Source organism: Streptomyces sp. NPDC006743 (assembly GCF_040703815.1).
Classification (GTDB): Bacteria; Actinomycetota; Actinomycetes; order Streptomycetales; family Streptomycetaceae; genus Streptomyces.
Map to the genome: position 1 here is coordinate 17,257 of NZ_JBEYJA010000046.1, position 24,960 is coordinate 42,216.

At 73.5% G+C, this 24,960-nt stretch carries 22 protein-coding genes and 1 pseudogene; 13 read left to right on the top strand and 10 right to left on the bottom strand.

All coding sequences use genetic code 11. From position 1 onward, the window contains the following. Positions 1-2: 2 nt before the first annotated feature. Positions 3-707, bottom strand: coding sequence for a 3-oxoacyl-[acyl-carrier-protein] reductase (gene fabG / locus ABZ719_RS28975; RefSeq protein ID WP_037862077.1), 705 nt, complete (start codon positions 705-707; stop codon positions 3-5). A gap of 256 nt (positions 708-963) precedes the next feature. Here fabG and ABZ719_RS28980 point away from each other — a divergent pair, with 256 nt between their 5' ends. The 3 genes from ABZ719_RS28980 (at position 964) to tyrS (ending at position 5,223) form a co-directional block, all read left to right on the top strand. After that, the gene (locus ABZ719_RS28980; protein WP_366728127.1) at positions 964-2,487 is read left to right on the top strand and encodes a TldD/PmbA family protein; all 1,524 of its coding nucleotides are present in this window, start codon (positions 964-966) and stop codon (positions 2,485-2,487) included. Then, positions 2,484-3,878, top strand: a complete 1,395-nt coding sequence (locus ABZ719_RS28985) for a metallopeptidase TldD-related protein (RefSeq protein ID WP_366728128.1) — start codon at positions 2,484-2,486, stop codon at positions 3,876-3,878. Before ABZ719_RS28980 ends, ABZ719_RS28985 begins: the two co-directional genes overlap by 4 nt. Before the next feature lie 76 nt (positions 3,879-3,954). Beyond that, positions 3,955-5,223: a tyrosine--tRNA ligase gene (tyrS, locus tag ABZ719_RS28990; protein WP_366728129.1), complete on the top strand. Its 1,269-nt coding sequence runs from the start codon at positions 3,955-3,957 to the stop codon at positions 5,221-5,223. Positions 5,224-5,365: 142 nt separating this feature from the next. Here tyrS and ABZ719_RS28995 read toward each other — a convergent pair whose 3' ends face one another. Then, entirely contained in the window at positions 5,366-5,653 is a 288-nt protein-coding gene (locus ABZ719_RS28995; RefSeq protein ID WP_037862082.1) for a GlsB/YeaQ/YmgE family stress response membrane protein, read from the bottom strand. 300 nt (positions 5,654-5,953) lie between these two features. Between ABZ719_RS28995 and ABZ719_RS29000 the strand changes: the two genes are divergently transcribed. Together ABZ719_RS29000 and ABZ719_RS29005 are read left to right on the top strand one after the other, a co-directional pair. Beyond that, positions 5,954-6,433, top strand: a complete 480-nt coding sequence (locus ABZ719_RS29000) for a DUF3099 domain-containing protein (RefSeq protein WP_366728130.1) — start codon at positions 5,954-5,956, stop codon at positions 6,431-6,433. Positions 6,434-6,657: 224 nt separating this feature from the next. Then, on the top strand, positions 6,658-6,879 hold the full coding sequence (locus tag ABZ719_RS29005; protein ID WP_366728131.1) for a hypothetical protein: 222 nt from the start codon (positions 6,658-6,660) through the stop codon (positions 6,877-6,879). A 40-nt stretch (positions 6,880-6,919) separates the two neighbouring features. Here the strand turns inward: ABZ719_RS29005 and moaA are convergent, their stop codons facing one another. The 3 genes from moaA to ABZ719_RS29020 form a co-directional block, all read right to left on the bottom strand. Next, positions 6,920-7,909, bottom strand: a complete 990-nt coding sequence (gene moaA / locus ABZ719_RS29010; RefSeq protein ID WP_366728132.1) for a GTP 3',8-cyclase MoaA — start codon at positions 7,907-7,909, stop codon at positions 6,920-6,922. Between the two features lie 241 nt (positions 7,910-8,150). Then, complete coding sequence (locus tag ABZ719_RS29015) at positions 8,151-9,791, bottom strand: cation acetate symporter (RefSeq protein ID WP_366728133.1); 1,641 nt, start codon at positions 9,789-9,791, stop codon at positions 8,151-8,153. Continuing rightward, complete coding sequence (locus tag ABZ719_RS29020; protein ID WP_366728134.1) at positions 9,788-10,144, bottom strand: DUF485 domain-containing protein; 357 nt, start codon at positions 10,142-10,144, stop codon at positions 9,788-9,790. The genes ABZ719_RS29015 and ABZ719_RS29020 overlap by 4 nt, the downstream gene beginning before the upstream one ends. A 659-nt stretch (positions 10,145-10,803) precedes the next feature. On the opposite strand from ABZ719_RS29020, the gene ABZ719_RS29025 reads away from it, so the two are divergent. Together ABZ719_RS29025 and ABZ719_RS29030 are read left to right on the top strand one after the other, a co-directional pair. Continuing rightward, a complete protein-coding gene (locus ABZ719_RS29025; RefSeq protein ID WP_366728135.1) occupies positions 10,804-12,336 on the top strand; it encodes a S8 family serine peptidase in 1,533 nt (510 codons plus the stop codon). Between the two features lie 43 nt (positions 12,337-12,379). Next, the gene (locus ABZ719_RS29030; protein ID WP_366728136.1) at positions 12,380-13,792 is read left to right on the top strand and encodes a CoA transferase; all 1,413 of its coding nucleotides are present in this window, start codon (positions 12,380-12,382) and stop codon (positions 13,790-13,792) included. 388 nt (positions 13,793-14,180) lie between these two features. Here the strand turns inward: ABZ719_RS29030 and ABZ719_RS29035 are convergent, their stop codons facing one another. Then, entirely contained in the window at positions 14,181-14,891 is a 711-nt protein-coding gene (locus tag ABZ719_RS29035; protein ID WP_366728137.1) for a VIT family protein, read from the bottom strand. Positions 14,892-15,256: 365 nt separating this feature from the next. On the opposite strand from ABZ719_RS29035, the gene ABZ719_RS29040 reads away from it, so the two are divergent. The 5 genes and pseudogenes from ABZ719_RS29040 (at position 15,257) to ABZ719_RS29060 (ending at position 18,832) form a co-directional block, all read left to right on the top strand. Beyond that, positions 15,257-16,246, top strand: a complete 990-nt coding sequence (locus ABZ719_RS29040; RefSeq protein WP_366728138.1) for a DEDDh family exonuclease — start codon at positions 15,257-15,259, stop codon at positions 16,244-16,246. Between the two features lie 371 nt (positions 16,247-16,617). Beyond that, the gene (locus tag ABZ719_RS29045; RefSeq protein ID WP_366728139.1) at positions 16,618-16,851 is read left to right on the top strand and encodes a hypothetical protein; all 234 of its coding nucleotides are present in this window, start codon (positions 16,618-16,620) and stop codon (positions 16,849-16,851) included. A gap of 49 nt (positions 16,852-16,900) precedes the next feature. Further along, on the top strand, positions 16,901-17,728 hold the full coding sequence (locus tag ABZ719_RS29050) for an SURF1 family protein (RefSeq protein WP_366728140.1): 828 nt from the start codon (positions 16,901-16,903) through the stop codon (positions 17,726-17,728). 83 nt (positions 17,729-17,811) lie between these two features. Then, a pseudogene (locus ABZ719_RS29055) lies at positions 17,812-18,072 on the top strand (glycoside hydrolase family 15 protein); the annotation flags it as partial. Between the two features lie 4 nt (positions 18,073-18,076). Continuing rightward, positions 18,077-18,832 (top strand): SDR family oxidoreductase, encoded by a 756-nt coding sequence (locus ABZ719_RS29060; protein ID WP_366728141.1) that lies wholly within the window; start codon positions 18,077-18,079, stop codon positions 18,830-18,832. Between the two features lie 191 nt (positions 18,833-19,023). On the opposite strand, the gene ABZ719_RS29065 is transcribed toward ABZ719_RS29060, so the two are convergent. From ABZ719_RS29065 to abc-f, 3 genes are all read right to left on the bottom strand, one after another. After that, positions 19,024-19,857, bottom strand: a complete 834-nt coding sequence (locus ABZ719_RS29065; protein WP_366728142.1) for an enoyl-CoA hydratase/isomerase family protein — start codon at positions 19,855-19,857, stop codon at positions 19,024-19,026. A 160-nt stretch (positions 19,858-20,017) separates the two neighbouring features. Beyond that, positions 20,018-20,239 carry a helix-turn-helix domain-containing protein gene (locus ABZ719_RS29070; protein ID WP_037862106.1) on the bottom strand — a complete coding sequence of 74 codons (222 nt, stop codon included), beginning with the start codon at positions 20,237-20,239 and terminating at the stop codon, positions 20,018-20,020. Positions 20,240-20,616: 377 nt separating this feature from the next. Further along, a complete protein-coding gene (abc-f, locus tag ABZ719_RS29075; protein WP_366728143.1) occupies positions 20,617-22,215 on the bottom strand; it encodes a ribosomal protection-like ABC-F family protein in 1,599 nt (532 codons plus the stop codon). A gap of 231 nt (positions 22,216-22,446) precedes the next feature. On the opposite strand from abc-f, the gene ABZ719_RS29080 reads away from it, so the two are divergent. Next, the gene (locus tag ABZ719_RS29080) at positions 22,447-22,860 is read left to right on the top strand and encodes a VOC family protein (RefSeq protein WP_037862111.1); all 414 of its coding nucleotides are present in this window, start codon (positions 22,447-22,449) and stop codon (positions 22,858-22,860) included. Positions 22,861-23,196: 336 nt separating this feature from the next. Here the strand turns inward: ABZ719_RS29080 and ABZ719_RS29085 are convergent, their stop codons facing one another. Next, positions 23,197-24,492 carry a hypothetical protein gene (locus ABZ719_RS29085; RefSeq protein WP_366728144.1) on the bottom strand — a complete coding sequence of 432 codons (1,296 nt, stop codon included), beginning with the start codon at positions 24,490-24,492 and terminating at the stop codon, positions 23,197-23,199. Positions 24,493-24,960 lie beyond the last annotated feature (468 nt).

Genomic DNA, 24,960 nt, shown 5'->3' on the forward strand with positions numbered 1-24,960 from the left:
GATCAGTGACCCATTCCCAGTCCGCCGTCAACGGGAATGACGGCTCCAGTGATGTACGAGGCGTCGTCGGAGGCGAGGAAGCGCACCGCGGCGGCGATCTCCTCCGGCTGCGCGTACCGGCCGAGCGGCACCTGCGTCAGGATGTTCTCGCGCTGCTCGTCGTTGAGTGCCCGCGTCATGTCGGTGTCGACGAAACCGGGGGCGACGACGTTGAAGGTGATGTTGCGCGAGCCCAGCTCACGGGCGAGGGAGCGCGCGAAGCCGACCAGTCCGGCCTTGGAGGCGGCGTAGTTCGCCTGCCCCGCGGACCCGAGCAGTCCGACGACCGACGAGATCAGGACCACGCGGCCCTTCTTGGCGCGCAGCATGCCGCGGTTGGCCCGCTTGACGACACGGAAGGTGCCCGTGAGGTTGGTGTCGATGACCGAGGCGAAGTCCTCCTCGGACATGCGCATCAGGAGCTGGTCCCTGGTGACGCCGGCGTTGGCGACCAGGACCTCGACCGTGCCGTGCTGGGCCTCGATCTCCTTGTAGGCCTGCTCCACCTGCTCGGGGTCGGTGATGTCGCAGCGGACGGCGAGGAAGCCCTCCGGCGGCTCCCCCGACCGGTACGTGATCGCGACCTTGTCGCCGGCCTCGGCGAACGCGCGGGCGATGGCGAGGCCGATGCCCCGGTTGCCTCCGGTGACGAGAACCGAGCGGCTCAACGGATCACCCTTTCATAGCGGACTCAATCGTTCCGAACGCGCGCCCGGAGCCTCGACGACAGACGGGGGCAGGCGGCTTCACCGAAAACCTATCGGTCCGGCCGCCACCGCGGACAATCGGGCACCGACAGTGGCGGCGGGGCGGCTCTGTCGAGTCCCTACAGAAAAAGGCGGGTCCGGGCCGCAAACGTGTGGTCCGCGCCGCCGCCCGCACGACATGATCGGTCCGACAGGCCACGAGAGCAGGGAGACCCCCGTGCCACATACGATCGACGAGGCCTTCACGGCCCTTCCGCTGCGCGCCCTGGCCGACGCCGCCCTCGCCCGCGCGCGGGCGCTCGGCGCCGAGCACGCCGACTTCCGGTTCGAGCGGGTGCGCAGCGCGTCCTGGCGGCTGCGGGACGCGCGGCCGGCCGGTTCCTCGGACACCACCGACCTGGGGTACGCGGTGCGGGTCGTGCACGGCGGAACGTGGGGGTTCGCGTCCGGGGTGGACCTGACCATGGACGCCGCCGCCCGGGTCGCCTCGCAGGCGGTGGCGATGGCGAAGCTGTCCGCGCGGGTGATCGCCGCGGCCGGGTCCGAGGAGAGGGTGGAGCTGGCCGACGAGCCCGTGCACGCCGAGAAGACCTGGGTGTCGTCGTACGAGATCGACCCCTTCGCGGTGCCCGGCGAGGAGAAGTCGGCGCTGCTCGCCGACTTCAGCGCGCGGCTGCTGGCGGCCGACGGCGTGGACCACGTGGACGCCTCGCTGCTGACCGTGCACGAGAACAAGTTCTACGCCGACACCGCGGGCACCGTGACCACGCAGCAGCGGGTCCGGCTGCACCCGCAGCTGACGGCCGTGTCGGTGGACGGCTCCAGCGGGGAGTTCGACTCGATGCGGACGCTCGCGCCGCCCGTGGGGCGCGGCTGGGAGTACCTGACCGGGACCGGCTGGGACTGGGACGGCGAACTGGAGCGGATCCCCGCGCTGCTCGCGGAGAAGATGCGCGCGCCGAGCGTCGAGGCGGGCGTCTACGACCTGGTCGTCGACCCGTCCAACCTGTGGCTGACCATCCACGAGTCCATCGGGCACGCCACCGAACTGGACCGGGCGCTCGGCTACGAGGCCGCCTACGCCGGTACGTCCTTCGCCACCTTCGACCGGCTCGGCAAGCTGCGGTACGGCTCGGAGCTGATGAACGTCACCGGCGACCGCACCGCCGAGCACGGCCTGGCGACCGTCGGCTACGACGACGAGGGCGTCCAGGCGCAGTCCTGGGACCTGGTGAAGGACGGGACGCTGGTGGGCTACCAGCTGGACCGCAGGATCGCGCGGCTGACCGGGTTCGAGCGGTCCAACGGGTGCGCCTACGCCGACTCCCCCGGGCACGTCCCGGTGCAGCGCATGGCGAACGTGTCGCTGCTGCCGGACCCGGCGGGGATGTCGACGGAGGACCTGATCGGCGGTGTCGAACGGGGCATCTACGTGGTCGGGGACCGGTCATGGTCGATCGACATGCAAAGGTACAACTTTCAATTTACCGGGCAACGGTTCTTCCGGATCGAGAACGGGCGGCTGGCCGGGCAGCTGCGGGACGTCGCCTACCAGGCGACCACGACCGACTTCTGGGGTTCCATGGCGGCCGTGGGCGGCCCGCAGACGTACGTCCTCGGCGGCGCCTTCAACTGCGGCAAGGCCCAGCCGGGCCAGATCGCGGCCGTCTCCCACGGCTGCCCCTCGGCCCTCTTCAAGGGCGTCAACATCTTGAACACCACCCAGGAGGCCGGCCGATGAGCCCGCGTACGAGCAAGCCGCACGAGGTCGTCGAGCGCGCCCTCGCCCTGTCCCGGGCCGACGGATGCGTCGTCATCGCGGACGAGGCCTCGACCGCGAACCTGCGCTGGGCGGGCAACGCCCTGACCACCAACGGCGTCACGCGCGGCCGCACGCTCACCGTCGTCGCGACCGTCGACGGCCAGGAGGGCACCGCCTCGGGGGTGGTGTCCAGGTCGGCGGTGGGCGCGGACGAGCTGGAGCCGCTGGTGCGGGCCGCCGAGGCCGCCGCGCGGTCGGCCGGTCCCGCCGAGGACGCGCAGCCGCTGGTCACGGGCGTGCCCGCGTCCCCGGACTTCACCGACGCGCCCGCCGAGACCTCCTCCGCGGTGTTCGCGGACTTCGCGCCCGCCCTCGGCGAGTCGTTCGCCCGCGCGCGGGCCGGCGGCCGGGAGCTGTACGGCTTCGCCAGCCATGAGCTGGTGTCCACCTACGTGGGCACGTCGACCGGGCTGCGCCTGCGCCACGACCAGCCCAGCGGCACCCTGGAGCTGAACGCCAAGAGCCCGGACCGCACCCGCTCGGCCTGGGCGGGCCGGGCCACGCGGGACTTCAAGGACGTCGACCCGACGGCACTGGACGCGGAGCTGGCCGTACGCCTGGGCTGGGCCGGGCGGCGGGTGGAGCTGCCCGCCGGACGCTACGAGACGCTGCTGCCGCCGACCGCGGTCGCGGACCTGCTCATCTACCAGCTCTGGTCCTCCTCGGGCCGGGACGCGGCCGAGGGGCGGACCGTGTTCTCCCGGCCGGGCGGCGGCACGCGGGTCGGCGACCGGCTCAGCGAGCTGCCGCTGACGCTGCGCAGCGACCCGCAGGAGCCGGGCCTGCAGTGCGCGCCGTTCGTCGTCGCGCACTCCTCCGGCGGCGACCAGTCGGTGTTCGACAACGGGCTGCCGGTGCGGGCCACCGAGTGGATCGGCGGCGGGCGCCTGGCGCACCTGCTGACCACCCGGCACAGCGCGGCCCTGACCGGGCTGCCCGTGGCCCCCTCGGCCGGGAACCTGATCCTGGACGGCGGCGGGGAGCGCTCACTGGAGGAGATGGTCGCCGGGACGGAGCGCGGGCTGCTGCTGACCTGCCTGTGGTACATCCGTGAGGTGGATCCGGCGACGCTGCTGCTGACGGGCCTGACCCGGGACGGGGTGTACCTGGTCGAGAACGGCGAGGTGACGGGCGAGGTCAACAACTTCCGGTTCAACGAGTCGCCGGTGGACCTGCTGGGCCGGGCGACGGAGGCCGGGCGCACCGAGCGGACGCTGCCGCGGGAGTGGAACGACTGGTTCACGCGGGCCGCGATGCCCGCGCTGCGCGTCCCGGATTTCAACATGAGCTCTGTCAGTCAGGGCGTATAACCTCGTAGTCGGCCGTCACCCGACTGCCCGAGGCCCCTGAGCACCATCCCCGCATCACCTAGGAGACACGAGAACCGTGACGGACATCGTCGACGAGCTGAAGTGGCGTGGGCTGTTCGCCCTGTCCACCGACGAGGACGCTTTGCGCAAGGCGCTCGCGGACGGTCCCGTCACGTTCTATTGCGGCTTCGACCCGACCGCGCCCTCCTTGCACGTGGGGCACCTGGTGCAGGTCCTCACCGTGCGCCGGCTCCAGCAGGCCGGCCACCGGCCGTTGGCGCTGGTCGGCGGCGCCACGGGCCTGATCGGCGACCCCCGCCCGACGGCCGAGCGCACGCTGAACGCGCCGGAGACGGTGGCCGGCTGGGTGGAGAAGCTGCGCCGGCAGATCGAGCCGTTCCTGTCCTTCGAGGGCGAGAACGCCGCGGTCATGGTGAACAACCTGGACTGGACGCAGAACCTGTCGGCGATCGAGTTCCTGCGGGACATCGGCAAGCACTTCCGCGTCAACAAGATGCTGACGAAGGACTCCGTGGCCCGCCGCCTGGAGTCCGACCAGGGCATCAGCTACACGGAGTTCAGCTACCAGATCCTGCAGGGCATGGACTTCCTCCAGCTCTACCGGCGCCACGGCTGCACGCTCCAGCAGGGCGGCAGCGACCAGTGGGGCAACCTCACCGCCGGGCTGGACCTGATCCACCGGCTGGAGCCGGACGCGAGCGTGCACGCGCTGGCGACGCCGCTGATGACCAAGGCGGACGGCACCAAGTTCGGCAAGACCGAGGGCGGCGCCGTCTGGCTCGACCCGGAGATGACGACGCCGTACGCGTTCTACCAGTTCTGGCTGAACGTGGACGACCGGGACATCTCCACGTACCTGCGCATCCTGTCCTTCCGCTCCCGCGAGGAGCTGGAGGAGCTGGAGGAGCAGACGCGGCAGCGTCCGCAGGCGCGGGCCGCGCAGCGCGCACTGGCGGAGGAGCTGACGACGCTGGTGCACGGCGCCGACCAGACCGCCGCCGTGATCGCCGCCTCCCGCGCGCTGTTCGGGCAGGGCGAGCTGGCGGAGCTGGACGAGCGGACGCTGGCCGCGGCGCTGGCCGAGGTGCCGCACGTCCGGGTCGCGGAGCTGGGCCAGGTCGTCGACCTGTTCGCCGAGGTCGGCCTGGTGCCCAGCAAGTCGGCCGCGCGCCGCACGGTGAAGGAGGGCGGTGCCTACGTGAACAACGTCAAGATCACCGCCGAGGACGCCGTGCCCGCCCGGGAGGACCTGCTGCACGGACGGTGGCTGGTGCTGCGCCGGGGCAAGAAGAACCTGGCGGCGGTGGAGGTCACGGCCGGCTGACCGGACGCGGTGACCCGAGAGGCGGTCACGGGACGCTGGTCCCGGGGCCGCCCCTCGCCGTGGTCCGTGCCGGTCGCTCGTCGTGGTCCGTGCCGTTCCCTCACCGTGGTCCGGGCCGTCGCGGCGGCCGGTGCCGCCGGGGTCACGCCCGTTCGCGTCGCCGGTGCTGGTTGCCCCACATCGCCATGTACGCCATGTCACCGACGGCGACGATGATGATCGCGGCGACGAGCTGGAAGATGTGCCGGCTCCAGTCGATGCCGCGCGTGGACTCCACACCGACCGCCCGGGCCACGGCGTTGCCCGCGATGGCGCCGAGCATGCCGAAGATGGTGGTCAGCCAGAGCGGGCTGTGCTGTTTGCCGGGAATGACCGCCTTGGCGATCAGGCCGAGAATGAAACCCACGATGATCGCCCACAACCAGCCCATGGCTGCCTCCTCGTCCGGCTCGACGTGAGCATTACCGCCAGTGTCGGGGGGCCGACCCTGCGGCGCATGTCGGGCGCCGCCGCGGACGCCCGGCGCAGAGCGCGTGCGCGCGGCGCCCGCCCGGGGGGTGCGTGCGCCGTTCGCGCAGGCAGACACGCAGGCAGTGGGGGGCGACCCGGTCTCGTGGGCGGGGTGGGCGCGGCGTACCGTGGAGGGTGAGCGAGTGCGGGCCGGGCCGGTGTCCTCGGCCGGGAGCCGGAGACGGGCCGGTGTCCGATGCGGGCGGATGGTGGAAGTGTGATGCGGAAGCAGCATGGCGGTGGCGGCGTCGAGGTGTTCCGGATCACCGGTGCCCGCACGGGCCTCCAGGAGGACGTCCGGGGCCGCCAGCGCCGTTATGTCATCTCCATGGCGATCCGTACGGTGGCGGTGCTCCTCGCGGTGACGCTGTGGAACGTCGAGCGGTACGTGGCGATCGTGGCCCTGGTGCTCGGCGCGGCGCTGCCTTACATCGCCGTGGTGATCGCCAACGCCGGCCGGGAGAACGCGCCGAAGCTGCCGTCGACCTTCGTCACCGTGCCCACGAAACCGATGATCACGGCGCCGCGGACGACGGACGACGCCGGCGGTGACGGCCCGGGCGAGGGGGCGGGGGGCCGCGAGGACGCGGGCACCGGCGGCTCCGGGAACGGCTTCGCGCGATCCGCCGCCGAGGACGCGGCGGGCGACCGGGCGGCGGGTACGGCGGGCGCCGCGCGGGAGCGACGCGACGGGGTGTGACCGGCGGTGTCCGCCCGACCGCCCGGTGCGCGGGCGCCGGGCACCGCGGGCGAACCTCAAGAAATGCTCAGATCAATCATGTTGTTCCGGTCCCGGGCGGCGGGTCACCCGTGACATACTTCGTACGCGCTCCGCATCCCCCGTCGGAGCGACGGACCGACGCCGGGCAGCTCCCCCCGTGGCTGCTCGGCGTCGCCTTGTGTGCAGTGGCTGTGAGACGAACTGTGAGTGACGAGACCGCCCCGATCTGCTCCGCGAAGGGCTGCCGTGCGGCCGCCGTGTGGGTACTGGCCTGGAACAACCCGAAGCTCCACACGCCCGAGCGGCGCAAGACGTGGCTGGCGTGCGACGAGCACCGGGAGCACCTGTCGCAGTTCCTCGGGGTGCGCGGCTTCCTCAAGGACGTCGTCCTGCTGACCGAGTGGCAGGCGTCCGAAGGAGCCTGAGCCCCGGCGCGCCGGACGCCCGGCGCGCGTCCGGCCGCCGTCAGCCGCCGATCGCGGACATCGGGCGGTCGGGCTGGACGAACGACGGGTCGTCCAGGCCCGCACCGGCCTTCTTGCCCCACATCGCCAGCCGCCACAGGCGGGCGATCTCCTCGTCGGGTGCGCCCGAGCGCAGGGCCGTCCGCAGGTCGGTCTCCTCGGTGGCGAACAGGCAGGTGCGGATCTGGCCGTCGGCGGTGAGGCGGGTGCGGTCGCAGGCGGCGCAGAACGGGCGGGTGACGGAGGCGATGACGCCGACGCGGTGCGGGCCGCCGTCGACGATCCACCGCTCGGCGGGGGCCGAGCCCCGCTCGTCGGCGCCCTCGGGGGTCAGCGTGAAGCGGGTGCGCAGCGAGGCGAGGATGTCCCCCGCGGTGACCATGCCCTCGCGCTTCCAGCCGTGCTGGGCGTCCAGCGGCATCTGCTCGATGAAGCGCAGTTCGTAGTCGTGCTCCACGGCCCAGCCGAGCAGGTCGGGGGCCTCGTCCGCGTTCAGCCCGGGCATCAGGACGGTGTTCACCTTCACCGGGGTCAGTCCGGCGTCGCGGGCGGCCAGGAGTCCGTCCAGGACGTCCTTGTGGCGGTCCCGGCGGGTGAGCGCCTTGAAGACGTCGGGGCGCAGGGTGTCCAGGGAGACGTTGACCCGGTCGAGGCCGGCCGCCTTCAGGGCCGCCGCCGTGCGCCTGAGCCCGATGCCGTTGGTGGTGAGGGACATCCGGGGGCGCGGGTCGAGGGCCGCGACGCGCTCCACGATGCCGGTCAGGCCGGGGCGCAGCAAAGGTTCCCCGCCGGTGAAGCGGACCTCCTCGATGCCCAGGGAGGTGACCGCGATGCCGATCAGCCGGACGATCTCGTCGTCGGTGAGCAGATCGGGCTTGGCGAGCCACTGCAGGCCCTCCTCGGGCATGCAGTAGGTGCAGCGCAGATTGCACCGGTCGGTCAGTGAGACCCGCAGGTCGGTGGCCACCCGGCCGTAGGTGTCGATGAGCACGTGGGCCCCCTCCCTCTTCGCCTGACAGCGGAACACTCGTCCTCGGCCTCGTGTTCCTTCTCCTGCGAGCCTACGTGACGGAACCGACAGCGACACCGGTCCCGATCCCACGACGTGGGCGGCGGCCGTGTCGTAGGTCTCTACGATCCCCACGGGACGGCCGCCGCCCGGCACGCGCGTCCCCGGTGCGCCGGTGCGCGCGGGGGCGGGTGCGCCGCGGGTCGGCGGGCTGCGGTGCCGTTCAGTGCGCTCCGGTGCCGGTCAGGGACCGCACCTCCAGTTCCGCGTACTTGGCCCGGTCCGGTGCCTCCTTGGACAGCAGGGTGCCCACGACGCCCAGCAGGAAGCCGACCGGGATGGAGATGAGGCCGGGGTTCTCCAGCGGGAACCAGTGGAAGTCGGCGTCCGGGAACATCGACGTGGGCTTGCCCGACACCACGGGCGAGAACAGCACCAGACCGACGGCGGTGACCAGGCCGCCGTAGATCGACCACAGGGCGCCCGTGGTGGTGAACCGCTTCCAGAACAGGCTGTAGAGGATCGTGGGCAGGTTCGCGGAGGCGGCCACGGCGAAGGCGAGCGCCACCAGTCCGGCGACGTTCAGGTCGCGGGCGAGGGCGCCCAGGACGATGGAGACCGCGCCGATGCCGACGGTCGCCCAGCGGGCCGCCTTGATCTCCTGCTTCTCGGTGGCCCGGCCCTTCTTGATCACGTTGGCGTAGATGTCGTGGGCGAAGGAGGACGACGAGGCGAGGGTGAGGCCCGCGACGACGGCGAGGATGGTGGCGAAGGCGACCGCGGAGATGGAGGCCAGCAGGACGGCGCCCCAGTTGGAGTCCACTCCGCCCAGGTGCAGGGCGAGCAGTGGCGCGGCCGTGTTGCCCGCCTTGTTCGAGGCGATGATCTCGCCCGGCTTGATGAGCGCGGCGGCGCCGAAGCCGAGCGCGAGCGTCATCAGGTAGAAGACGCCGATCAGGCCGATCGCCCAGATCACGGACTTGCGGGCGGCCTTGGCGGTCGGGACCGTGTAGAAGCGGATCAGGATGTGCGGCAGTCCCGCGGTGCCGAGCACCAGGGCGACGCCGAGCGAGAGGAAGTCCAGCTTGGTGGTCCCGGTCGCGCCGTACTTCAGGCCGGGCTCCAGGAAGGCGGCGCCCTTGCCGCTGTTGTCGGCGGCGCGGCCGAGCAGGTCGGAGACGTTGAAGTCGAACTTCAGCAGCACCAGGAAGGTCAGCAGGATCGCGCCCACCATCAGCAGCACGGCCTTGACCATCTGCACCCAGGTGGTGCCCTTCATGCCGCCGATGGTGACGTAGACGATCATCAGTACGCCGACCAGCGCGACGATGCCGATCTTGCCGCCGTCGCTGGTGATGCCGAGCAGCAGCGAGACGAGGACGCCCGCGCCCGCCATCTGGGCCAGCAGGTAGAAGATCGACACGACGATCGTGGAGGCGCCGGCGGCGGTGCGCACCGGGCGCTGGCGCATGCGGTACGCCAGGACGTCGCCCATGGTGTAGCGGCCGGAGTTGCGCAGCGGTTCGGCGACCAGGAGCAGGGCGACCAGCCAGGCGACCAGGAAGCCGATGGAGTACAGGAAGCCGTCGTAGCCGAACAGGGCGATGGCGCCGGCGATGCCGAGGAAGGACGCGGCGGACATGTAGTCACCGGAGACGGCGAGGCCGTTCTGGAATCCGGTGAACTGCCGTCCGCCCGCGTAGAAGTCGGCGGCGTCCTTGGTCTGCCGGCCCGCCCAGACGGTGATGACGAGGGTCGCGGCGACGAAGACCGAGAAGAGCGTGATGATCAGCGTCCGGTGCTCGCTCGCGGCGCCGCCCGCGGCGAGCAGGGTGTGCGCGGCGGGGTGGGTCGCGGGGGTCATGCTCCGCCCTCCATCCGGGACTTGATGGCCTCGGCCTTGGGGTCGAGCTTCGTGGCGGCGTGCCGCGCGTACCACCAGGCGATGAGGAACGTGGTGAGGAACTGGGCGAGGCCGAGGGCCAGGGCGACGTTGATGTTGCCGAAGAGTCTGGTGCCCATGAAGCCGCCCGCGTAGTTGGACAGCAGGACGTAGAGCAGGTACCAGGCGATGAAGGCGAGGGTCAGCGGGAAGGCGAACGAGCGGTAGGAGCGACGCAGTTCACCGAACTCGGCGCTCTGGGCCACCGTGGAGTACTCCTGGGCGGACGGGAGGGGGGACTGGGTCTTCGAGGGTGGCGGTGTCTCGGTGGCCACGTCTGTCTCCTCGGGTGCGGATCTCGGTGAGCGGATACGGATGCGGATGCGGATGCGACAGGGGGCTCGATGGTGCTCGGGCTCCCTGTCCAAGGTCCACGGCGCCACGCGAGGACCGGTTCAAGTCCTATGAGTTCTTTCGGCAAGTGGCCTGGACAAGTCATTGCCAAGTCATTGCTGGCCGGTGAGACGGCGGGATAGCTTCGCCCTGCACCACCCGTCATGTACCTGCCCGAGCCGTACCCGTGGCTCGGGCGGTGCCGCACCCGGATGATGTGGAGACCCCATGGCTCGTCTGCGTTCCGGACACCGGACCGCGCCGCACGTCCCCCTCGCGCCGCCGCCGGCCGGCGCGTCCCGCGGCGGCGCGGGGACGGTTCCCGCGGCGCCCGGCACCGGCCGCGCGGTCCGTACCGCGGGCCCGTCCGCCGCCGCGCACGCCGTCAACGCCGAACCCGGCCGTCACACCAGCGCGCGCGTGCGCGGGGCGTGCCCCGGCCGGCGGCCCTGACGGCGACGGCGAGGGGGCCGCGCACAGGGCCCGCCGCCCGTCCGCGCCTTCGTCCACGCGCGTGCGGCTCCTGCCACATCCTCCGTCCGAGCACCACTCGCGAACCGCTGACCCATGCCACCGCGAAAGACTCTGGAGACACAGACACATGACAGCGTCCCAGCCGCGCGCTCGCCGCGTCCTCGCCCTCCCGCTCGGAATGGCCATGGCCACCGCCGTGGCGTTCCTGCCCGGCGCGACAGCGTCGGCGGCCCCGGCCGCGCCCGCCGCCCACACCGCACGGGCGGACGCCACCCCGCTCAGCTACGTCGTCAACGTCCGCCCCGGGCACGGGATATCGGCGCAGGTGAAGCAGGCGATCGGCAAGGCCGGCGGCACCATCGTGACCTCGTACGACCGCATCGGCGTCATCGTCGTCCACTCCGCCGACCCCGGCTTCGCCACCACCATCCGCAAGGTCCACGGCGTCGACTCCGCCGGCGCCACGCGCACGGCGCCGCTGCCCGCCCAGTCGACCACCGACGTCGGCACCCCGCAGCCGCTCACCGCCGCCCAGGTGGCCGGCGCGGGCACCAGGGCCGCCGCCGGGCAGGACCCGCTGGAGCCCCTGCAGTGGGACCTGCCCGCCATCAAGGCGGACAAGGCACACCTCAAGACACTCGGCAGCCCGGACGTCACGGTCGGCGTCATCGACACCGGCGTGGACGACACCCACCCCGACATCGCCCCGAACTTCGACCGCCGGGCCTCCGTCAACTGCGTCTCCGGCAAGCCGGACACCACGGACGGCGCCTGGCGGCCGAGCGCCTCCGAGAGCCCGCACGGCACGCACGTGGCCGGCGAGATCGCGGGCGCCAAGAACGGCGTCGGCATCACCGGTGTGGCACCGGGCGTGAAGGTCTCCGGCATCAAGGTCGGCAACCCGGACGGCTTCTTCTACGCCGAGGCCGTGGTGTGCGGGTTCGTGTGGGCGGCCGACCACGGCGTCGACGTGACCAACAACAGCTACTACACCGACCCGTGGTACTTCAACTGCACCGACGACCCGGACCAGAAGGCGCTCGTGGACGCCGTCCGGCGGGCCTCGCAGTACGCCGAGCGCAAGGGCACCGTCAACGTCGCGGCGGCCGGCAACGAGAACTACGACCTGGCGGCCCGTACGATCACGGACCCGTCCTCCCCGAACGACACCACTCCGGGCGACCGGGTGATCGACCCGCGCAAGTGCTACGACATCCCCACCCAGTTGCCGGGCGTGGTCACCGTCGCGGCGACCGGCGCCAAGGGCATCAAGTCGTCGTTCTCCAACTACGGACTCGGCGTCATCGACATCGCCGCGCCGGGCGGCGACTCGACGGCGTACCAGAAGCCGGACGCGCCCGCCCAGAGCGGACTGATCCTCGGTCCGCTGCCGGGCGGCAAGTGGGGCTACATGGCCGGTACGTCCATGGCGAGCCCGCACGTCGCCGGTGTCGCCGCCCTCATCAAGTCCACGCACCCGCACGCCCCCGCCGCGCTGGTGAAGGCGCTGCTGTACGCGGAGGCCTCCGCCACGCCGTGCACCGACCCCTACGACATCGACGGGGACGGCAAGGCCGACGCGGTGTGCCAGGGCACGAAGAACCGCAACGGCTTCTACGGCTGGGGCACGGCGGACGCGCTGGCCGCGGTGACCAGGTAGCCCGGTCTGCCGGGGGACGCGGCCCTTGCTGCATAGTGCGGTCATGACTGACATCCCGTTCGCATGGTCCGCGCTGGGCGGCGACCCCGGCCTCGTGGAACGCATCACCCTCGTGGAACGGGAAGGCGCGCTCACCGCGCGCCTTCCCGTGCGCGACCTGGCACGCGCGTGCGTGGGCGCGTGCTCGCTGGCCGCCGCCGAACTGGCGGCGCGCCGGACCGGACCGGCCGAGGTGCCCGCCGTACGCGTCGACGACGGGGCCGTGGCGGCCGCGTTCGCCAGTGAACGGCACCTGCTCGTCGACGGGCGCGCGCCGGTCTCCTTCGCGCCGCTGTCACGGTTCTGGCGGACGGCCGACGGCTGGGTGCGCACGCACGCCAACTACCCGCACCACCGCGCGCGGCTGCTCACCGCCCTCGGTCTGCCGCCCGGGGCGGTCGAGGGCGAGGACGGCACGGCGGCAGCGGTGGCCGCGGTGGAGGCCGCGCTCGCCGGGCGGTCCGCCCTCGACGTCGAGGAGACGGTGTACGCCGCCGGCGGGCTGGCCGTGGCGCTGCGCACCCCCGAGGAGTGGGCGGCGCACCCGCAGGCGGCCGAGGTGGCCGCCCGGCCGCTGGTCGAGCGCATCCGGCTCGACACGGCACGCGCGCGCGTGCTCGCCCCCCTCGACGGCCCGGTGACGCTGCCGGCCGCCGGGCTGCGGGTGCTGGACCTGACGCGGGTCCTGGCCGGCCCCGTCGCCACCCGCACCCTCGCGCTGCTCGGCGCGGACGTCCTGCGGCTGGATCCGCCGCACCTGCCCGAACTCGCCGACCAGCACGCGGACACGGACTTCGGGAAGCGGTCGGCCGCGCTGGACCTCACCACCGGCCGGGCGGTCCTGGAGAGCCTGCTCGCCGATGCGGACGTGGTCGTCACCGGGTACCGGCCCGGGACGCTGGACCGGTTCGGACTCTCCCCCGAGGCGCTGGCCGAGCGGCGGCCCGGTCTGGTAGTGGCGCAGGTGTCGGCGTGGGGCGGGTACGGGCCGTGGGGCGGGCGGCGCGGCTTCGACAGCCTCGTCCAGGTCGCCACCGGCATCGCGGTGGCCGAGGGGACGGACGGGCAGCCGGGCGCGCTGCCCGCGCAGGCCCTGGACCACGGCACGGGCTACCTGCTGGCGGCGGCCGTGCTGCGGGCGCTGACCGAGCAGTCCCACGAGGGCGGCAGCAGGCTCGTACGGCTGGCCCTGGCCCGCACGGCGGGATGGCTGACGGGCTCCGCCGGGCCGCGCGCCGACGGCGTGCGGAGCGAGCCGGGTGCGCCCTACGAGGGTCCCGGGCCCTGGCTCGACGAGACGGACAGCCGGATCGGAAGACTGCGCCGCGCGGGGTCACCCGTCGCCTTCACCGGTGGCCCCACCGACTGGGCCCGGCCGCCGGGGCCCTGGGGGACGGACGAGGCGCGTTGGTCCTGAGCGGGCGCGTGGGCGGGCGCTTGAGCGGACGCCGAGCGGGCTCGGCAGGGGCGCTTGAGCGGGTGCCGAGGGGGCTCGCGAGCGGGCGCCTGCCCGGGTGTGAGCCGGCGCCTGAGCACGTGTCGAGCAGGCTCGACAGGGGGCGCCTGCCCGGATGTCGAGCGGGCTCGCGAGGGGCCGCCTGCTCGGGTGTGAGCCAGTGCCTGAGCGGGTGCCGAGCGGGCTTGTCAGGGGGCGCGCCCGCTCGAGTGTGAGCCGGCCGCCTGAGCGGACGCGTGAGCGGGCTCGTCGGCCCGGCACCTGCTCGGGCGGGCGGCTCACCGCGTCGACGGCCGCCCCGCTCCCCGCACGCGCTCCCGCGCGCGGAGAGCGGGGGGCGGGGCGGGCGTCACGCCCCCACCTCGCCCAGCAGGGCGCCCGCCGCGTAGGTCACCGCCATGGCCAGCGCCCCGCCGGCCACGGTGCGGAGCACGGCCGGGCCGGGCCGCGCCGCCCCGAGCCGCGCGCTGCTGAAGCCCGTGAGGGCGAGGGCGGCCAGCACGGACAGCACGGTGACCGCCAGCCGCCAGTGGGCGGGCGGCAGCACGATCGCCAGCAGCGGCAGCAACGCGCCCGCCGTGAAGGCCAGGAAGCTGGCCCAGGCCGCGTGCCAGGGATTGGTCAGCTCGTCGGGGTCGATGCCCAGCTCCACGCGCGCGTGGGCCCGCAGCGCGTCCCGCGCGGTGAGCTGTTCGGCCGCCTCCCGGGCCACCTCGCGCGAGAGCCCGCGCTCCTGGAGCAGTTCGGTCAGCTCGCGCAGCTCGGCCTCCGGCTGCTCGTGCAACTCGCGCCTCTCCAGCGCCAGCGCCGCCCGCTCCGAGTCCCGCTGGGTGGACACCGACACGTACTCCCCCGCGGCCATCGACATCGACCCGGCCAGCAGACCGGCCAGCCCGGCGGTGAGCAGCGCGGCGCGGGAGTCCGTCGCGCCCGCCACACCGACGACGAGGCCTGCGGTGGAGACGATCCCGTCGTTCGCCCCGAGGACGGCGGCCCGCAGCCAGTTGAGGCGGGAGCCGAGGGCCCCGCCGTGTGCCTCGTCGTGCGTGGGTTCGGTCACAGCAGGGAGGATCGCACGGCTGCGGCCCCGGGGGCTGCCACGCCCCCCGCGCCCGTGCGGGTGAAGCCACCCCGGCCGGCCGCGGGTTCCCGGCTGCCGCTCCTGCTCCGCCATGCCCGGAGGCGCTTCTCACCCTGCCGCTCCTACGCGCATCGAGCCGCCGGCCCCCGTACGCGCTCCCTACCGCAACCGGCGCGAACTCCCGTCCACGCGCGCCGGCTTGCACCCGAGCGCGCGGGGGCGGCGCCCCCGGCGGCGGACACGGGCTCACCGGCTCACGAACGGCGGGCGGGGACGACCGGGGGGGGCGGCGGAGGACACCTGCGGGGCCGGGCTGTCAGTCACGGCCCGTATCCTCAGTGACCATGCTGGAAGACCGCACCCTCGCAGGGCCCTCCCCCACACCGTGGCCGACCGCGTATCCGCAGGGATACGCGGTCGTTGACGTGGAGACCACCGGCCTGGCCCGGGACGACCGCATCATCTCCGCGGCGGTCTACCGGCTGGACGCGCGCGGCGAGGTCGAGGACCACTGGTACACACTGGTCAACCCGGAGCGGGACCCGGGGCCGGTCTGGATCCACGGACTGACCAGCGAGGTGCTGGAAGGCGCGCCGCTGTTCGCGGACGTCGCCGACGAGTTCGCGGCCCGGCTGGACGGCCGGGTGCTCGTGGCGCACAACGCGGTCTTCGACTGGCAGATGATCGCCCGCGAGTACGCGCGCGCGAAGAGCGAGGCGCCGGTGCGGCAGCGGCTGTGCACCATCGCGCTCTCCAAGGAGCTGGGCCTGCCGCTGCCCAACCACAAGCTGGAGTCGCTGGCGGCGCACTTCGGCGTGGTGCAGCAGCGGGCGCACCACGCGCTGGACGACGCGCGGGTCCTGGCGGAGGCGTTCCGGCCGAGCCTGCGGGCCGCGGCGGCGGGCGGCGTCCGGCTGCCGCTGCTGGAGTGCCGTCCGCTGACGGAGTGGTCGGACCGGCCGGTGCCCCGGCAGCAGTCGGGCGGCGGCTACGGCGGTTACCGGGCGGGCAGTTGGCGCCCCTCCCGCAAAAGGCCCGCCTGCCCTTATCCCAACCCCGGGCGCTATGAAGCGGGCAAACGACTCAAACAGGGCATGCGGGTCGCCTTCTCGGGTGACACCTCCGTCGAGCGCGAACTGCTGGAGGACCGGGCGACCGAGGCCGGCCTGCACGTCGCCACCAGCCTGTCCCGGCTGACCAGTCTGCTCGTCACCAACGACCCGGACTCGGGGACGTCCAAGGCGGCCAAGGCCCGCCAGTACGGCACGCCGGTGGTGGACGAGGCGGCGTTCGGACAGCTTCTGAGGGACGTGGAGCCCGCGGACGGCGACTGAGCGGCGGCGCGCCGCCGCGGGAGCGCACCGCGCCCACCGGACCCGTGGAGGGCGCGCGGCCACGGGAGCGCGGGGCGCCCGCAGGGCGCGCGGCGGGCCGAGCCACGCCGGGAACACGGGGCGCGCGGCGGACCAGGACGAAGAGGCGTACCGCCCGCCCAGGCACGTATCGCCTGCGCCCGGGCGGGACCGTCCCCCCGGGCCGCGCCGCCCGCACAGGAGCGCACCCCCACCCAGGAGTGCTCCCCCCGCCCAGGCGCGTACCGCCCGCCCAGGGGCGTGCCGCGCGCGAGGGGGCGTACGGGTGATTGACGGGCGACTCGCCCGCCGCCCGCTCGCCCGCGCGGCGGCCACGGCTCACCCTGTGGCGCATGGCGAGATGTGAAGTATGCGGAAATGACTACGGTATGACCTTCGAGGTGCACGCCCAGGGCGCGGTGCACGTCTTCGACTGCTTCTCCTGCGCGATCCACCGCATGGCACCGATCTGCGAGCACTGCCGCGTGCAGATCATCGGCCAGGGCGTGGAGGTCGACGGCCACTGGTACTGCGGCGGTCACTGCGCCCGCGCGGAAGGGAGGGTCGGCATCATCGACAGTGTCTGAGGACACCCCTGCCGAAAACGCCCCACGGCCCGGGATGTACCGTCGTGGGGTGTACCGCTTCCTGTTGACCCGCCAGTGGGTGATCCTCACCCTCTTCGCGATCGCGCTGATCCCGACGATGGTCTGGCTGGGCTTCTGGCAGTTGCACCGCCACGACCACCGGCAGGCGCTGAACCAGGTGATCACCGCTTCGCTGGCGGCACCGCCCGTGCCCGTCGAGTCGCTGACCTCGGTCGGCGGGTCGGTCGCGCACGACGACATCTACCGCCGGGTCACCGCCAAGGGGCACTTCGACACCGCGCACGAACTCGTGGTGCGCCGGCGCACCAACGCGGACGACCGGGTCGGCTACCACGTCCTGACCCCCTTCGTGCTGGACAACGGCAAGGTCCTCCTCGTCAACCGGGGCTGGGTCGCGTCACCCGCCTCGCAGTCGGCCTTCCCGAAGATCCCCGCGCCGGCGGCGGGCGACGTCACGATCACCGGCCGGCTGATGCAGGACCAGACGACGGCCGCCAGCGGCATCAAGAACGTCAAGGGCCTGCCGGACCGCCAGATCATGCTGATCAACAGCGAGCAGGTCGGTGCGCTCCTGCGGGACTCGGGCGACAGCACGGCCGAGGCGGTGCTCAACGGCTACATCGAGCTGACCTCGCCCGCTCCGAAGGGCGGCAGCCCCGAGCTGATCCCCTCGCCCAAGGAGGACACGAGCTGGATCGGCGTCGACGACATCAACCTGCCGTACGCGGTCCAGTGGTGGCTGTTCGCCGCCTGCGTCCCCGTCGGCTGGCTGATCCTGGCCCGCCGCGAGCTGCGGGACCGCACCGGCGCCCCGGAGGAAGCCGCCCGCGAGGAGTCGGAGCCCGCCGCGGTGTAGCGGGCGCCCGCCGCCGTGTGACCGGGGCACCCCCGCACACGGTCGTGCGGGTCCCGGGAGCTGGACGCCGCCCTGCTGCTCGTGTCGACGGACTTCCCGGCGGTGAGGGCGCCTTCCCGGTGTGCTCGTTCGGGGCCGCCGATGCGCTGCGCCTGACCGGCCGGGCCCAGGCGGGCCGGAAGCTGGCCGCCCTCACGCACGACGTGGAGCTGCCGGCGGAGGAGTACCGGCCGGCCGGTGCCGGCGTACCCGGCCGCCGGCTCGGCGACTTCCCGCGGGCGTTCGGCCACAGCGGCCCGGTGGACACCGCCCTCGCCCTGCCCGCGGGCGACCGGGCAGGATAGGGCCATGGATCTTGGACTGAAGGACCGGGTGTACGTCGTCACCGGAGCCACCCGCGGGCTGGGCCATGCCACCGCCCGCGAACTGGTCGCGGACGGGGCGAAGGTGGTCGTCACCGGACGGGACGAGCAGCGGACGGCGGACGCGGCGGCCGAGCTGGGCCCGAACGCCGTCGGGGTGGCCGTGGACAACGCGGACCCGCAGGCCGCGGCGCGCCTGATCGCCGCCGCGCGCGAGCGTTTCGGCGGCTTCCACGGCGTGCTCGTCAGCGTCGGCGGTCCGCCCCCCGGGTTCGTCGCGGACAACACGGACGAGCAGTGGCAGGCGGCGTTCGAGTCGGTGTTCCTGGGCGCGGTGCGGCTGGCCCGGGCAGCGGCGGCGGAGCTGGAGGAGGGCGGTGTCATCGGCTTCGTGCTGTCCGGTTCGGTGCACGAGCCGATCGCCGGGCTGACCATCTCCAACGGTCTGCGGCCCGGTCTCGCCGGGTTCGCCAAGTCCCTCGCGGACGAGCTGGGGCCGCGCGGCATCCGGGTCGTCGGCCTGCTGCCCGCCCGCATCGACACGGACCGGGTGCGCGAGCTGGACGGTCTGTCGGCGGACCCGGCGGCGACAAGGACCGCGAACGAGTCGCGCATCCCGCTGCGCAGGTACGGCACGCCGGAGGAGTTCGGGCGCACCGCGGCGTTCCTGCTCTCCCCCGCCGCGTCCTACCTCACCGGCGTCATGCTCCCCGTGGACGGCGGGTTCCGGCACGGTTTCTGAGCACGGAGAACGCTGCTGAGGCGGGGGGTCTCGCCCCCGGCCGCCCGCCGCCGTCCGCCCCCGGCGCGCCGCTCCGGCCGCCTGCCGGCGTCCCGGAGGACCACGCCTGCCCGCCGTCGTCCCCAGGGACCACGGCGGGCGGCGGAGCGCGACTTCCGTCGGCGGACGCGAGAGGCAGGGGCGCCGGGCGGCTACTCGCCGAGGCCGGCCAGGTCGCGCAGCCGGCGGGCCTGCGCCTGCCGCTCGGCGGCGCGCTGCTCCTCGTACGAGCGCTCCCGGGCGCCCTGGAGCAGGGCCTTGGTCTCGATGACCGCGCTGCGGGGCGCGGCGAGGACCGCCGAGGCCAGGTCGGCCGCGGCGGCGTCCAGCTGGTCGCGGGGCACGGCGAGGTTGGCCAGGCCGGAGGCGACCGCCTCCTCGGCGGTGACGAAGCGGCCCGTCACACAGATCTCCAGCGCGCGGGCGTAGCCGACCAGGCCCACCAGCGGATGGGTGCCGGTGAGGTCCGGGACCAGTCCGAGGCTGGTCTCACGCATGGCGAACTGCACGTCGTCGGCGACGACGCGTAGGTCACAGGCGAGCGCCAGCTGGAAACCGGCGCCGATGGCGTGGCCCTGGACCACGGCCACGGACACGACGTCGCTGCGCCGCCACCAGGTGAACGCCTCCTGGTACTCGGCGATGGCCGCGTCCAGTGCGGCGTCGTCGCCGCGCGCGAGGTCGAGGAACGAGGGTTCGCCGTCGAAGCCTTCGGGCGTGAACGCCTGCCGGTCCAGCCCGGCGGAGAAGGACTTCCCCTCGGCACGCAGCAGCACGACGCGGACGGAGCCCGGCAGCAACCGGCCGGCCTCGGCGAGCGCGCGCCACAGGGCGGGGCTCTGCGCGTTGCGCTTGGCCGGGTTGGTCAGCGTCACCGTGGCGACCGCGTCGTCCACGGTGAGCCGTACGCCGTCCTTGTCGAGAACTGTGTCGAGTACTGGTTCGCGTACTGGTTCCAGGTCGTGCTCGGTGTCGGGCGAAGCCATGGAGCGCCTCCGGTGGGTGCGGTCAGCCTGGACACCGTACGGTCGTACCGCTGTACGAGGACGTACGGGAATCCGTAAGTGACTGCACAGTAACCACCCAGCCGGCCGGTCGACCGACCGGGTGGCCACCGTCGAAGCCCGATGGACCGCCCGCGGTCGGTCAGGCGGACGCGGTCTTCTTGCCCCGCGTCGCCCCGCCACGCCCACGGAGCGTGACGCCCGACTCGCTGAGCATCCGGTGCACGAAGCCATACGAGCGGCCGGTCTCCTCGGCCAACGCCCGAATGCTCGCACCGGCGTCGTACTTCTTCTTCAGGTCTGCCGCGAGCTTGTCGCGCGCGGCGCCGGTCACCCGGCTGCCCTTCTTCAGAGTCTCGGCCACCCGTGCCTCCTCATGGGAAGTGCGCTCTGGTCCCCTCATGATCACCCCTCCGGGGCCTCATGGCCACCCATTCGGCAAGGTCCGTGAGACAGGCTTGTGACGACAGGAGTGCGTCCCCACATGCGGAATCTCGAATTCCGCACGTCGCCGTCCGTACCGCCGAACGGGTTGTTCCGCGAAGTGCCAGGTCAGAGACGCACGACGGCCGAGCCCTTGGCACATAAGGGCTCGGCCGGAAAATACGTGGACGACACACCCCGGTACGAGGAGATCTCACGCAGATGACGGATCACCGATGGGCCGAATGATCCAGACGCCGTTGATCAGCCCCCCGGCCAGGGCCGGAGCCGGGGGCGGAGCGGGGGCGGCCGGCGGGATCAGGCGAGGGCGACGAGGTCCGCGTAGCCCGCGCCCCACAGGTCCTCGACACCGTCGGGCAGCAGGATGATGCGCTCCGGCTGCAGCGCCTCGACCGCGCCCTCGTCGTGGGTGACGAGGACGACGGCGCCCTTGTAGGTGCGCAGCGCGCCGAGGATCTCCTCGCGGCTGGCCGGGTCGAGGTTGTTGGTCGGCTCGTCGAGCAGCAGGACGTTGGCCGAGGACACGACCAGGGTGGCCAGCGCCAGGCGGGTCTTCTCACCGCCGGAGAGGACCCCGGCCGGCTTGTCGACGTCGTCGCCGGAGAACAGGAAGGAGCCGAGCACCTTGCGGACCTCGACGAGGTCCATGTCGGGCGCGGCCGAACGCATGTTCTCCAGGACGGTGCGCTCCGGGTCCAGGGTCTCGTGCTCCTGCGCGTAGTAGCCGAGCTTGAGGCCGTGGCCGGGGACGACCTGCCCGGTGTCGGGCTTCTCCACGCCGCCGAGCAGGCGCAGCAGGGTGGTCTTGCCCGCGCCGTTGAGGCCGAGGATGACGACCCGGGAGCCCTTGTCGATGGCCAGGTCGACGTCGGTGAAGATCTCCAGCGAGCCGTACGACTTGGACAGGCCCTCGGCCATCAGCGGGGTCTTGCCGCAGGGCGAGGGCTCGGGGAAGCGCAGCTTGGCGACCTTGTCGGACTGGCGGACCGCCTCCAGGCCGGAGAGCAGCTTGTCCGCGCGGCGCGCCATGTTCTGCGCGGCGACGGTCTTGGTGGCCTTGGCGCGCATCTTGTCGGCCTGCGAGTGCAGGGCGGCGGCCTTCTTCTCGGCGTTGGCGCGCTCCCGCTTGCGGCGCTTCTCGTCGGCCTCGCGCTGCTGCTGGTAGAGCTTCCAGCCCATGTTGTAGATGTCGATCTGGGAGCGGTTGGCGTCCAGGTAGAACACCTTGTTGACGACCGTCTCGACCAGGTCGACGTCGTGGGAGATCACGATGAAGCCGCCGCGGTAGGTCTTCAGGTAGTCACGCAGCCAGATGATCGAGTCCGCGTCGAGGTGGTTGGTCGGCTCGTCGAGGAGCAGGGTGTCCGCGTCGGAGAACAGGATCCGGGCCAGCTCGATACGGCGGCGCTGACCGCCGGAGAGGGTGTGCAGGGGCTGCCCGAGCACCCGGTCGGGCAGGTTGAGCGCGGCGGCGATGGTGGCGGCCTCGGCCTCCGCGGCGTACCCGCCCTTGGTGAGGAACTCCGTCTCCTGGCGCTCGTACTGCTTCATCGCCTTGTCGCGGGTGGAGCCCTTGCCGGTGGCGATGCGCTGCTCGTTCTCGCGCATCTTGCGGATCAGGACGTCCAGGCCGCGCGCGGAGAGGATCCGGTCGCGGGCCAGCACGTCGAGGTCGCCGGTGCGGGGGTCCTGCGGGAGATAGCCGACCTCACCGGAACGGGTGATGGTGCCGCCGGCCGGGACACCCTCGCCGGCGAGGCACTTGGTGAGGGTCGTCTTGCCCGCGCCGTTGCGGCCGACGAGGCCGATGCGGTCGCCCTTGGCGACACGGAAGGTGGCGTTCTCGATGAGGATGCGGGCACCGGCGCGCAGCTCGATGCCGGAAGCGGAGATCACGGACAGACTCCAGGGCGGGTCGTTGGCGGGTTGGGCGGCTGAGGACGTTCCCGCCGTCTAATGCGCGAGGAGAAAGGCCATGCGGAACAGTCTAACGGGGGCGCGCAAGCGGTTTTCCCGGGTGTTTGCGAGGGGCGCGGCGCTCATGCCGGGGCGTTGCCGTCGGCCGCTGCCAGACTGGGCGGCGGACCGGGTTCCCCGGGCGAGGACGCTCACGAAGGAGTGATCGGCATGGCGTACCCGGCCGGCGGACGCCCCAGCATCTACCCGACGCTGCTGTACGCGGACGCGAAGGCGGCCCTGCGGCAGCTCACCGAGGCCTTCGGTTTCACCGAGCTGTCCGTGTACGAGGGCGAGGACGGCCTGATCCGGCACGCCGAGCTGGTGCAGGGCAACGGCGCGGTGATGCTGGGCTCCAAGGGGCACGGCGGCCGCTTCGACGAGGCGATGCGCGGCGCCGGGCCGGTGGGGGTCTACGTGGTGGTGGACGACGTGGACGGCCACCACCAGCGGGCGGTGGACCACGGCGCGGAGATCCTGATGCCCCCGACGGACCAGGACTACGGCTCCCGGGACTACATGGCCCGGGACACCGAGGGCAACATCTGGAGTTTCGGCACGTACGCCCCGCGCATGGAGGGCTGAAGGTCCCTGGCCGGGGGCCAGGGACGGCTTGAGGCCCCGTGAGGGCGGGGCTCAGGGTCGGTCGGGGCGCAGGGGCCGGGGCAGGGGAGGCCGAAGTGCCGGTGGCCGAACGCCCCGGGGGCGGGACCCGGGGACGAGGGGCCAGGGCCCAGGGGCCCGGGGGCGGGCAGGAGAGGCCGCGGGCCCCGGGGGGACTCGGGGGGCGAAGGCCCAGGGCTGAGGACGCCGGGGGCCAGGGTGCCCGGGGCCAGGGACCCCCGGGGAGCCGAGGACCGGCGGGGTGCCGAGGACCGGCGGGCGGGGCTCCGGCCGCCGGTGCCGCGGTGGGCCGAGGGGTTAGCTGCCGCCCCTGTGCACCTGGAAGGCGGCTCTGCGGACGGCCTTGGCCAGGGCGGGGTCGGGGTGTGCGGCGGCGAGCGCGACCAGCACCTGCACGGTGCGGGGGTGACCGACGGCCCGCACCTCGTCGAGCAGGGCGGGGACGGTGGGCTGCAGCGCCGACTCCAGGTGCCGTACGAGCATCGGGGACTCACCGTGATCGGCGACGGCGGCGGCGGTGTCCACCCACAGCCACGTGGCCTCCTCGCGGGTGAGGACCTCGTGCGCGTCCTCCGGGTCGACACCGTCGTGCTCGGCCAGCCACAGCAGGGCGTACGGGCGCAGCGCGGGCTCGTCGAGCACGGCCCGCACCTCGGGTTCGGCGGGGGCGCCGACCACCCGCAGCGCCTCGAAGGCGAGGCCGCGCAGCAGGGCGTCCTCGCCGCGGGCCGCGCCCAGCAGCTCGGTGATCGCGCTGCCCACGGGACGCGCGGCGAGCCAGGCCCGGTACTCGGCGCGGGCGGCGTTGGGGCGCAGCTGGGCGCAGCCGCGCAGCATGTCCTCGGCCGCCTGCTCGATGTTGCCCGCCGGGCTCTGCGCGGCGACGCAGATCTGCTCCAGCTTGACCCAGACCGCCCAGCTCCCGAGCGGGGTGAGGGTGGCCTGTCCGTCGCCGTAGGTGAGCGCGCCGACGGACGCGAGGGCGCGCAGCGCCCAGTCGAGAAGCGGGGCGAGGGCGGCCGGCGAGGCCCGGGGGACGTCCTCGGTCCCCGCGGCGCCCGGGCCCGTGGCGTGGGCCGGGGGTCCGGCGGGTTCGAGCTGCGGGTCGTAGGGCACCTCGCAGCGTTCGGTGCGCAGTTCGGTGACGCGCTGCCCGAGGAGGTCGAGGAGCTGTTCGACGGGGACGGGGCCGGCGGAGAGCTGGAGGAAGGAGAGCACCTGCGGCATGGCCGAGACGACCTCGGCCACCGCGGCGGCCTCCTGGCCGTCGGGCTCCGGACAGGCGAGCGACCAGGCGTCGAACAGGGCGACCCAGCCGCGCAGCACCGCGCTGTCGTCGCGGTCCCAGGCGCGCAGCCGCCAGCCGGGGCGGGCGCTGTCACCGTGCACCTCGATGAGTCCTGCGAGGCGGGCGGTGTCCCACTCGGCGCGGACCTGAGCGGTGGTCAGGCCCAGCTCGTCCGCCGCCCGCCGGGCGCTGGCCGCGGAGAGGGTGGCCTTGCCGTCGGCGGTCGCCCCGGTCCGGCCCGGCCCGAGGGCGGCGTCGGCCCAGCGGGCGACGCGGGCCGCCCCGGCCAGGCCGGAGCGTGCCATTCTGGCCAGTTCCGCGGGTGCCGGGGTGCCCTCCGGGGGGCGCGGGGCGGGGCGCTGCGAGCGCCGCTGGTTCACGGCTCGGGGGGCGGCGGCCAGGGGTCGTGGGCGGACGAGTCGAAGCCTGGAGTCGCGCGGGATACGGGACGTCACGGGTGCAGTCTTCCGGTTGACGGTCCGAAAACCCAAACGGAATGCCACGGGGGCGCGGGAGAAGGCCGAGGCAGGCCGCCTGGGAGGGCGCCGACCGGCCGGAAACAGGCGCCCCGCGCGACCACAAACGGAACCGGCGGGCCCACGCCGCGGGAGGGGCGCGGGGCGGGCTCGGCGGCGTCGGGATCGACTGCGGTCGACGGCCGCCGGTTCCTGGCGAGGACCGCCGGTTCCTGGCGAGGACCGCCGGTTCCTGGCGAGGACCGCCGGTTCCTGGCGAGGACCGCCGGTTCCTGGCGAGGACCGCCGGTTCCTGGC

Bases quoted from the DNA above. Each gene is read 5' to 3' on its own strand.
- ABZ719_RS29065 (WP_366728142.1), bottom strand. From the start codon at position 19,857: ATGGCTTCGCCCGACACCGAGCACGACCTGGAACCAGTACGCGAACCA.
- ABZ719_RS28985 (WP_366728128.1), top strand. From the start codon at position 2,484: ATGAGCCCGCGTACGAGCAAGCCGCACGAGGTCGTCGAGCGCGCCCTC.
- ABZ719_RS29000 (WP_366728130.1), top strand. From the start codon at position 5,954: ATGCGGAAGCAGCATGGCGGTGGCGGCGTCGAGGTGTTCCGGATCACC.
- ABZ719_RS29025 (WP_366728135.1), top strand. From the start codon at position 10,804: ATGACAGCGTCCCAGCCGCGCGCTCGCCGCGTCCTCGCCCTCCCGCTC.
- ABZ719_RS29060 (WP_366728141.1), top strand. From the start codon at position 18,077: ATGGATCTTGGACTGAAGGACCGGGTGTACGTCGTCACCGGAGCCACC.
- ABZ719_RS29085 (WP_366728144.1), bottom strand. From the start codon at position 24,492: ATGGCACGCTCCGGCCTGGCCGGGGCGGCCCGCGTCGCCCGCTGGGCC.
- ABZ719_RS29040 (WP_366728138.1), top strand. From the start codon at position 15,257: ATGCTGGAAGACCGCACCCTCGCAGGGCCCTCCCCCACACCGTGGCCG.
- ABZ719_RS29045 (WP_366728139.1), top strand. From the start codon at position 16,618: ATGGCGAGATGTGAAGTATGCGGAAATGACTACGGTATGACCTTCGAG.
- ABZ719_RS29030 (WP_366728136.1), top strand. From the start codon at position 12,380: ATGACTGACATCCCGTTCGCATGGTCCGCGCTGGGCGGCGACCCCGGC.
- ABZ719_RS29080 (WP_037862111.1), top strand. From the start codon at position 22,447: ATGGCGTACCCGGCCGGCGGACGCCCCAGCATCTACCCGACGCTGCTG.
- ABZ719_RS28995 (WP_037862082.1), bottom strand. From the start codon at position 5,653: ATGGGCTGGTTGTGGGCGATCATCGTGGGTTTCATTCTCGGCCTGATC.
- ABZ719_RS29015 (WP_366728133.1), bottom strand. From the start codon at position 9,791: ATGACCCCCGCGACCCACCCCGCCGCGCACACCCTGCTCGCCGCGGGC.